The organism is Frigidibacter sp. ROC022 (genome assembly GCF_024723735.1).
Lineage (GTDB): Bacteria > Pseudomonadota > Alphaproteobacteria > Rhodobacterales > Rhodobacteraceae > SLM-1.
Genome location: NZ_JANQDU010000002.1, coordinates 311,133 through 320,000 on the forward strand (window position 1 = coordinate 311,133; position 8,868 = coordinate 320,000).

Annotated in this window: 8 protein-coding genes and 2 rRNA genes (1 of these 10 cut by a window edge); 1 reads left to right on the forward strand and 9 read right to left on the reverse strand. The window is 63.6% G+C overall.

Translation table 11 applies throughout. The features are described 5' to 3' along the window. Nucleotide 1 precedes the first annotated feature (1 nt). Nucleotides 2–250, reverse strand: a complete 249-nt coding sequence (gene moaD, locus NUW50_RS08230; protein ID WP_258288621.1) for a molybdopterin converting factor subunit 1 — start codon at nucleotides 248–250, stop codon at nucleotides 2–4. Then, on the reverse strand, nucleotides 247–849 hold the full coding sequence (pgsA, locus tag NUW50_RS08235) for a CDP-diacylglycerol--glycerol-3-phosphate 3-phosphatidyltransferase (RefSeq protein WP_258288622.1): 603 nt from the start codon (nucleotides 847–849) through the stop codon (nucleotides 247–249). Before pgsA ends, moaD begins: the two co-directional genes overlap by 4 nt. A 206-nt stretch (nucleotides 850–1,055) precedes the next feature. Between pgsA and trhA the strand changes: the two genes are divergently transcribed. Beyond that, nucleotides 1,056–1,718 (forward strand): PAQR family membrane homeostasis protein TrhA, encoded by a 663-nt coding sequence (gene trhA / locus NUW50_RS08240; RefSeq protein WP_258288623.1) that lies wholly within the window; start codon nucleotides 1,056–1,058, stop codon nucleotides 1,716–1,718. 108 nt (nucleotides 1,719–1,826) lie between these two features. On the opposite strand, the gene uvrC is transcribed toward trhA, so the two are convergent. From uvrC to NUW50_RS08275, 7 genes are all read right to left on the reverse strand, one after another. Continuing rightward, entirely contained in the window at nucleotides 1,827–3,716 is a 1,890-nt protein-coding gene (uvrC, locus tag NUW50_RS08245; RefSeq protein ID WP_258288624.1) for an excinuclease ABC subunit UvrC, read from the reverse strand. A 299-nt stretch (nucleotides 3,717–4,015) separates the two neighbouring features. Beyond that, entirely contained in the window at nucleotides 4,016–4,792 is a 777-nt protein-coding gene (locus tag NUW50_RS08250; protein ID WP_258288625.1) for an SDR family oxidoreductase, read from the reverse strand. After that, nucleotides 4,789–5,727, reverse strand: coding sequence for a calcium/sodium antiporter (locus tag NUW50_RS08255; protein WP_258288626.1), 939 nt, complete (start codon nucleotides 5,725–5,727; stop codon nucleotides 4,789–4,791). The genes NUW50_RS08250 and NUW50_RS08255 overlap by 4 nt, the downstream gene beginning before the upstream one ends. Next, entirely contained in the window at nucleotides 5,724–5,903 is a 180-nt protein-coding gene (locus NUW50_RS08260) for a hypothetical protein (RefSeq protein ID WP_258288627.1), read from the reverse strand. Before NUW50_RS08260 ends, NUW50_RS08255 begins: the two co-directional genes overlap by 4 nt. Beyond that, complete coding sequence (locus NUW50_RS08265) at nucleotides 5,904–6,635, reverse strand: S49 family peptidase (protein ID WP_443135099.1); 732 nt, start codon at nucleotides 6,633–6,635, stop codon at nucleotides 5,904–5,906. A gap of 232 nt (nucleotides 6,636–6,867) precedes the next feature. Further along, nucleotides 6,868–6,982 (reverse strand): 5S ribosomal RNA (rrf, locus tag NUW50_RS08270). 112 nt (nucleotides 6,983–7,094) lie between these two features. Then, nucleotides 7,095–8,868, reverse strand: a 23S ribosomal RNA gene (locus NUW50_RS08275) (it continues 1,056 nt past the right edge of the window).

Genomic DNA, 8,868 nt, shown 5'->3' on the forward strand with positions numbered 1-8,868 from the left:
CCTAACCGCCGGTCATCGGGGGGAAGAAGGCCACTTCCCGGACCCCGTCCAGCGGAGCATCGAAGCCCGCCAGCTCCTGATCCAGCGCCACCCGCAGCGCCCGTGTGTCCTCGAAGGCATGGGCATGCGCCTCGTCCCGCGCCGCCAGCTCCGCGACCAGGTCGGCCACCGTCGCGGCGCTGGTCTCGACGCTTTCGCGCGGCAGGCCGACCCGCTCGCGCACCCAGGCAAAGTAACGCAGTTCGATCATTTCGGATCATCCCGCAGATAGGGCAGCGCCTTCTTGAAATAATCCCAGCCGGTGATCAGCGTCAGCCCGGCGGCGATCCAGAGCAGGATCAGCCCGACCGTGAAGATCAGGTCGATCCCGGCCGGTTTCAGGTGCAGGTTCAGCGGGTCGTCCACCGTGCCGACACCCGAGCCGAACAGCACCGCGATGGCCACCATCTGCGCCGTGGTCTTCCATTTCGCCAGCCGGGTCACCGAGAGGGTCTTCGAGGCCGAGCCGAGAAACTCGCGCAGGCCCGAGATGAACACCTCGCGGAACATGATCAGGGTCGAGGGCAGCAGCATCCAGGGATTCATCCCCGAGAACCCGGTGATGACCAGAAGCGCGATGACCACCATCGCCTTGTCGGCGATCGGGTCCAGCATCGCGCCGAATTTCGATTCCTGCTTCCAGAGCCGCGCCAGGTAGCCGTCGAAGAAATCGGTGATCGCGGCGCCAAGGAACAGGACCAGCGCGAACCAGTCGGCCCAGGGACGATTGAAATAGAGAAACATCACCGCGGTTCCGGGCGCTGCCAGCAGCCGGAGCACGGTGAGGATATTCGGGATCGTCCAGGTCATGAATGGATGTGTATCCCGAACCCCGGTCGGGGGGAAGCCGGGCAAGTGCCGCAGGGCCGGGCCTGCCGCCACCCGGGCCGGGGCGCGGGCCGGCGGGCCGGAATTGCCCATGCCTTGCGCAGGCACGAAGAATTGTCCGCATTTTTCCGGCGTGGTGACGTAGGGTATGACACACCCTGGCAGGCTTTTCGGCCTATCATGAAGGGATGACCCAGCTGCGCCTTCAGAGAACCTCCTACAGCCGGGCCGAGCTGATCTCGGATGCCGTGGTGCATGGCGTCGGGCTGGCCTTCGTTCTGGTCGCGGTGCCGGTGCTGATCACCATGACGGCGCTGATGCGCGGCGATGCGGCCTCGGTGGTCGGAATCTCGGTCTATGGCGCGAGTTTCATCGCGATGATCCTGTTCTCGGGGCTCTACAACGTGCTGCAGATCCCGCGCTGGAAGGGGTTCCTGCAGCGGCTCGACCATTCCGCGATCTACCTGAAGATCGCCGGCACCTATACGCCCTTCACCCTGCTCTCGGGCCATGGCGGGCTGCTGACCGCGGCGCTCTGGGGCTGTGCGGCCCTGGGCTCGGGGCTGAAGATGATCGACCCGGCGCGGTTCCGCTGGATCGGGCTGGCGCTCTACCTGGGGATGGGCTGGGCCGGGGTCTTTGCCGGCCAGGCGATGTTCGCCAGCCTGCCCACCCCGGTCATGGTGCTGATCGCGATCGGCGGCGGGATCTACACGCTGGGCATCGTCGCCTATCTCTGGACCCGGCTGCCGCATCACAACACGATCTGGCATGTCTTCGTCCTGGTCGCCTCGCTGGTCTTCTATGCCGCGGTGACGGTGCAGGTCGTGGGCGGCCCGGTGCCGGGCTGAGGGCGGCCGGAGGCGGATCGGATCGCAGGCGCGATCCGACCCGGCGGGGGCCTTGCCCCCGGACCCCCAGAGTATTTTCCACCCAAAGATGAGAGCCGGCGGGCGGCATCAGCCCTTTTCGTGAAAGAACCCGTAGATGGTTTCGGCCATGGCGTCGGAAATCCCCTCGACCGCCTGCAGGTCGGCGAGCCCGGCCCGCGCCACCGCCTTGGCGCTGCCGAAATGTGCCAGCAGGGCCCGCTTGCGCGTCGCGCCGACGCCCGGCACCTCGTCCAGCGGCGTCGCGCCGATCGCACGGGAGCGTTTCGCCCGATGCGCGCCGATGACGAACCGGTGCACCTCGTCGCGCAGCCGCTGGATGAAATAGAGCACCGGATCGTTCATCTTCAGCGCGAAGGGCCGTTGCCCGACGCGGTGGAACTCTTCCTTGCCGGCATCGCGATCCTCGCCCTTGGCGACCCCGACCATGGGGATGTCCTCGACGCCCAGATCCTCCATGATCTCCGCCACCGCCGAGACCTGGCCGGCGCCGCCGTCGATCAGCAGCAGGTCGGGCCAGTTGCCGCCGCTGCGGTCCGGATCCTCTTTCAGCAGCCGCTGGAACCGGCGGGTCAGCACCTCGCGCATCATCCCGAAATCGTCGCCGGGGGTCAGCGTGCTGTCCTTGATGTTGAACTTCCGGTACTGGCTCTTGATGAACCCCTCCGGCCCCGCCACCACCATGGCGCCGACGGCATGGCTGCCCTGGATATGGCTGTTGTCATAGACCTCGATCCGGCGCGGCCGCGCATCGAGCCCGAACGCCTCGGCCAGACCTTCCAGCAGCCGGGCCTGGGTGGCGCTTTCGCTCATCTTCCGGGCCAGGCTTTCGCGGGCGTTGCGTTCAGCATTGGCGACCAGCTCGCGCCGTTCGCCGCGCTTCGGGACCAGCAGTTCGACCTTGCGGCCGGCGCGCTGCGCCAGCGCCTCGGCCATCAGGTCGGCATTCTCGATCGGGTGGCTGAGCAGGATCAGCCGCGGCGGATCCTTGTCGTCGTAGAACTGGCCGAGGACGTTTTCGAGCACCTCGCCCGGCTCGGCGCCCTGTCCGGTACGCGGGTAGAAGTCGCGGTTGCCCCAGCTCTGATGCGCCCGGATGAAGAATATCTGCACGCAGGCCTGGCCGCCCTCCATGTGCAGCGCCACGACATCGGCCTCGGCCACGCCGCGCGGGTTGATCCCCTGCGCCGACTGCACCTGGGTCAGCGCCTTGATCCGGTCGCGCAGCACCGCCGCCTTTTCGAATTCCAGCGCCTCGGAGGCCGCGGCCATCTCGGCGGCCAGCGTCGCCTGCACCCTGGTCGACTTGCCCTGCAGGAAGCGTTCGGCATCGCCGACCAGCGCCGCATAGGAGGCCTGGTCGATCTGGCCGGTGCAGGGCGCCGAGCAGCGCTTGATCTGATAGAGCAGGCAGGGCCGGGTGCGGCTTTCGAACATCGCGTCCGAGCAGTTCCGCAGCAGGAAGACCTTCTGCAGCTGGTTCAGGGTCCGGTTCACCGCGCCGGCGCTGGCGAAGGGGCCGTAATATGCGCCCTTCTCCTTCTTGGCGCCGCGATGCTTCTTGATCTGCGGGAAGGCGTGTTCATGGCTGACCAGGATGTTGGGGAACGACTTGTCGTCGCGCATCAGCACGTTGTAGCGCGGCTTCAGCTGCTTGATCAGGTTCTGTTCCAGCAGCAGCGCCTCGACCTCGGTCCGGGTGGTCAGGAACATCATCGAGGCGGTCTCGCGGATCATCCGCGCGATCCGGCCGGAATGGCCCGAGGGCTTGGCATAGTTCGAAACCCGCCTTTTCAGGTTCCGCGCCTTGCCGACATAGAGCACCGCCCCCTTGGCATCGAGCATCCGGTAGACGCCGGGCGAATTGTCCAGCGACTTCAGGTAGCTTTGCACGCAGGCATGGCCGGTGACCGCCGCCGCGGCCGGGGCCTGGTTCGTTGCGGAAGGTGAGTCTTTCATCCGTGGCATGTCCGATTCGTAGCAGGGTGCTGCCACCATTGCCCAGCCGATCCAAGAGGAAACATACCCACCAATCCTGTGGATAAGTCTGGGGGAAAACTTTGCGCGATCCGGAAAAATCCTTGTGTTCGGCAGGGTTCTTCGCTCTGCCTAATTTTTAGGCAGCTTTGTAAGCATTTGAAATCACGTCAAATATTTTTGCGCGTTCGGCAAATGCCTGAAATCCTTAAAGGAATCGTAACGCAATTGTAACCATTTTGTTAGCAGTGCAGAAGTCAAGGCGCAGAACGCCGCGGCGGCTATTCCAGACCCAGTATATCGGCCGTCTTCCAGGCCAGATGCTGGCCGGCGTCGGTGCAGATGATCTGGCCGGTGACGCTGGGCGCCGACAGGAAATAGCGCAGCGCGGCGACCACGTCGGCGGCGTCCGCGCCGCGTTCCAGAACCGTGGCGGCGCGCTGGCGGGCAAAGTGTTCCGGCGTCTGGCGGGCGCCGATCAGGGTGGGGCCGGGACCGATCGCATTGACCCTGATCCCCGGCGCCAGGGCCTGTGCCGTGGTCCGGGTCAACGCCCAGAGCCCCATCTTGGCGAGGGTATAGGTCATGAATTCCGGGGTCGGCTTGAGCACCCGCTGGTCGATCATGTTGACGATGTTCGCCGAGGCGCGGCGCTCGCCGTTGCCTTCGCGCCCGGCCGCCGGGGCCTGATCGGCGAAGGCCTGGGTCAGCAGGAAGGGGGCCCGCAGGTTCGAGCCGATGTGGCGTTGCCAGCTTTCGTCGGTGGCGGTCCGGATGGTGTCATGTTCGAAGATCGAGGCGTTGTTGACCAGCAGGGTCAGCGGACCGCCGAGCGCCCGAACCGCACGGGGCACCAGTTGCCGCGCGGCATCCTCGTCGAGCAGATCGGCCTGCAGCGCCTCGGCCCGGCGGCCCATCGCGCGGATTTCGGCCACGGTGGCGGCCGCCTCTGCCGCGGACCCGGCATAATGCACCGCCACGTCCCAGCCGTCCTCGGCCAGCGCCAGGGCCATGGCCCGGCCCAGCCGCCTTGCCGCCCCTGTGACCAGGGCCCTCATGCCAGCAGCACCAGTGTATAGGCCACATAGAGCCCGGTCAGCACCGCGCCGACGGGCCGGGTCAGGCGCAGCGAGGTATAGACCAGGGCGCCCAGAACCAGGGCGCTGGCCAGCATCACCCAGAAGTCGAAGCGCAGGATGTCCCCCGGCACCGGAAGCGGCGTGACCACGGCTGTCACCCCCAGAATTCCCAGAATGTTGAACAGATTAGAGCCGATCACATTGCCCAGCACAACATCCGCCTGGCGCCGGATCGCCGCCATGACCGTGGTCGCCAGTTCGGGCAGCGAGGTGCCGATTGCGACGAGGGTCAGGCCGATGATCTCTTCCGGGATCTCGTAGAGCCGGGCCAGTTCCACGGCGGAATTGACGAATATCTGCGCCCCGACCGGCAGCCCGACGAGGCCGAAGAGAAGATAGAAGACAAGCCGGTAAACGGGCAGGTCCTCGACCGGGGGCACCGGAGCATTGAGGGCAGCGATGTCGCGGGCGCTGCGGGCGTGATGGATCGAATAGGCCAGCATGGCGGCCAGGCCGGCGAGCAGGATCAGCCCGTCGAGCCGCGAGATGCTGCCGTTCAGTGCGAGGCCGCCGAACAGCAGCGTCGCCGCCATCATCATCAGGAAGCTGGCGCGGATGTCGCCCTTGGTCCGGCCCAGCCCGGCCATCAGCGCCGGGACGCCGAGCACCAGCAGGACATTGGCGATATTCGAACCGACGACATTGCCGACCGCAATACCCGAGGCGCCTTTCAGCGCCGCACCGACCGAGATCACCAGTTCCGGCGCCGAGGTGCCGAAGGCCACAACCGTCAGCGAGACGATCAGCGCCGGGATCCCCAGCCGCAGCGACAGGGCGACGGCGCCGCGCACCAGGGCGTCGCCGGCCAGAACAAGCAGGACCAGCCCGCCCAGAAGCCCAAGGACGATGCTCATCCCTTGTGGCCGCAGGCGCAGGGCCCCTTGCCGATGCGATAGGCGCCGCATTTCGGGCATTTCGTCGCATCGAGCTGGCGCTTCCTGCCGCTGCCGATGCGGGGCATCCGGAGCTTGCCGAACATCGCCAGCACCGCCATGCCGACCAGGAACAGGGTGATGATCTTGAACAGCATCTAGAGACCGTAACGCGCGAAGCCGGCGCGGTCCTCGACGGTTTCGATCATGCCCGCCGCCGCCTGGACGCCGAAACGGCTGAACAGGCTGCGCTTGGGCCCGTAGCTGCGGAACCGGACCTTGTCGCCGAACTCGGCCTTCATCTTCGGAACCAGATGCCCGACGGCATCGGCCAGACCGACCTCGACAGCCTGTTCGCCGACCCAGACATCGCCGTTGAAGAGGTCACGATCCTCGGCCAGCCCGTCGCGTCGGGATTTGACCTGGTTGATGAAGAGTGCGTGGACCTGCTCCTGAAGCCTTTTCAGCCGTTCCACGTCCTCGGGCTTTTCTGGCTGGAACGGGTCGAGCCAGCTCTTCGATTTGCCCGCCGTGTAGATCCGGCGCTCGATCCCGTGACGTGCGATGAAGTCGTGCAGGCCGAAGCTGGAGGAGATGACCCCGATGGAGCCGACGATCGAGGCGGGATCGACCCATATCCTGTCGGCGGCGGTGGCGAGCCAGTAACCGCCCGAGGCAGCGACATCCTCGATGAAGGCATGCACCGGAATCTTCTTTTCTTCCGCCAGACGCCGTATCCGGGCCGCGATCAGCGAAGATTGGGCCGGTGAGCCACCGGGCGAATTGATCTGCAGGGCCACCGCCGCGGGGCGGCCCTTGCTGAAGGCGCGCTCCAGGATCGGCGCCAGCACCTCGTCGGAGAGCCGCGCCCGGCTGCCGGAGGCAATCATGCCCGAAAGGCGGACGACGGAGACGGTCGGAGGAGAACGGAGGAAGGGAATGCGCATTCAATGGACTTAGACACCGTCACACGGCTGGGCAAGGGCTGCGGCGACTTCCGGGCCGGAAGCCTGCATCCGCCTTTCGCATTACCGGAAGGTCCAAACGACAACGCCGCCCCGAAGGGCGGCGCTGCGTATGCGAACATCGTATCGAGAAATACGGTCTTGAGTTTCTTACTAGGTTTGGCAGTGACCTACTCTCCCACATCTTGAGATGCAGTACCATTGGCGCGACGGCACTTAACGGCCGAGTTCGGGATGGGATCGGGTGTTTTGCTCGTGCTATGACCACCAAACCGAGAAAGAAACTCAAAACATCAGCGACCGTTTCGCGGTGCTATTCCAAGTCGTGCTGCTTTTTGTCCGTGTCGGTCAGTCCAACTTGCATTGGCCTGGCTTCTACTGGATCAAATCAAGCCTATCGAGCAATTAGTACCAGTCAACTGAACGCGTTGCCGCGCTTACATCTCTGGCCTATCGACGTGGTCGTCTTCCACGGCTCTCAGGGAGATCTTGTTTTGAAGGGGGCTTCCCGCTTAGATGCCTTCAGCGGTTATCCTGTCCGGACATAGCTACCCTGCACTGCCGTTGGCACGACAACAGGTCCACCAGTGGTCCGTTCACCCCGGTCCTCTCGTACTAGGGGCAACTCTTCTCAAATCTCCTACACCCACGGCAGATAGGGACCGAACTGTCTCACGACGTTCTAAACCCAGCTCACGTACCTCTTTAAATGGCGAACAGCCATACCCTTGGGACCTGCTCCAGCCCCAGGATGAGATGAGCCGACATCGAGGTGCCAAACGGTGCCGTCGATATGAACTCTTGGGCACCATCAGCCTGTTATCCCCAGCGTACCTTTTATCCGTTGAGCGATGGCCCACCCACGTGGAACCACCGGATCACTATGGCCGTCTTTCGACTCTGCTCGACTTGTCAGTCTCGCAGTCAGGCTGGCTTCTGCCATTGCACTCAACGAGCGATTTCCGACCGCTCTGAGCCAACCTTCGCGCGCCTCCGTTACAATTTGGGAGGCGACCGCCCCAGTCAAACTCCCCACCACGCAGGGTCCCGGATCCCGATAAGGGACCGCGGTTAGACATCAAGCAAGGCAAGGGTGGTATCTCAAGGATGGCTCCACCGAAACTAGCGTCCCGGTTTCAAAGCCTACCACCTATCCTGCACATGCCTGGCCTGATGCCAATGCGAAGCTGGAGTAAAGGTGCATGGGGTCTTTCCGTCTAACCGCGGGAAGTCTGCATCTTGACAGACAGTTCAATTTCGCTGAGTCGATGTTGGAGACAGCGGGGAGATCGTTACGCCATTCGTGCAGGTCGGAACTTACCCGACAAGGAATTTCGCTACCTTAGGACCGTTATAGTTACGGCCGCCGTTTACTGGGGCTTCAGTTCGGAGCTTGCACCCCTCCCTTTAACCTTCCAGCACCGGGCAGGCGTCAGACTGTATACGTCGCCTTACGGCTTCGCACAGCCCTATGTTTTAAGTAAACAGTCGCCACCCCCTGGTTTGTGCCCCCGACCAACAGTTGCCTGCTAATCGGGCCTCCTTCTCGCGAACTTACGGAGGTATTTTGCCGAGTTCCTTCAACATCGTTCTCTCAAGCGCCTTGGTATTCTCTACCAGTCCACCTGTGTCGGTTTAGGGTACGATCTAATGGAGGGCTATTTCCAGGAACCCCTAAGCGGCCCAGTCAATCCGATAAGACTGAACAACCTTCGGGATCCGTCACATCCTCCTGGCGCAGGAATATTAACCTGCTTCCCATCGACTACGCCTTTCGGCCTCGCCTTAGGGGTCGGCTCACCCTGCTCAGATTAGCTTTAAGCAGGAACCCTTGGACTTTCGGCGACAGGGTCTCTCACCCTGTTTGTCGCTACTCATGTCAACATTCTCGCTTCCGATCTCTCCACCGGATGCCTTACAGCCCGGCTTCACAGAAAACTCCGCGTCTCCAATACACCCGAAGGTGTAGAAGAGACATGGAGTTATATCACGGAACGCTCCGCTACCACGCGTATCACTACGCATCCTCAGCTTCGGCTCATGGCTTGAGCCCCGTTACATCTTCGCCGCAAGACAACTTATCTAGACCAGTGAGCTGTTACGCTATCTTTAAAGGATGGCTGCTTCTAAGCCAACCTCCTGGTTGTTTTGGTCGTCT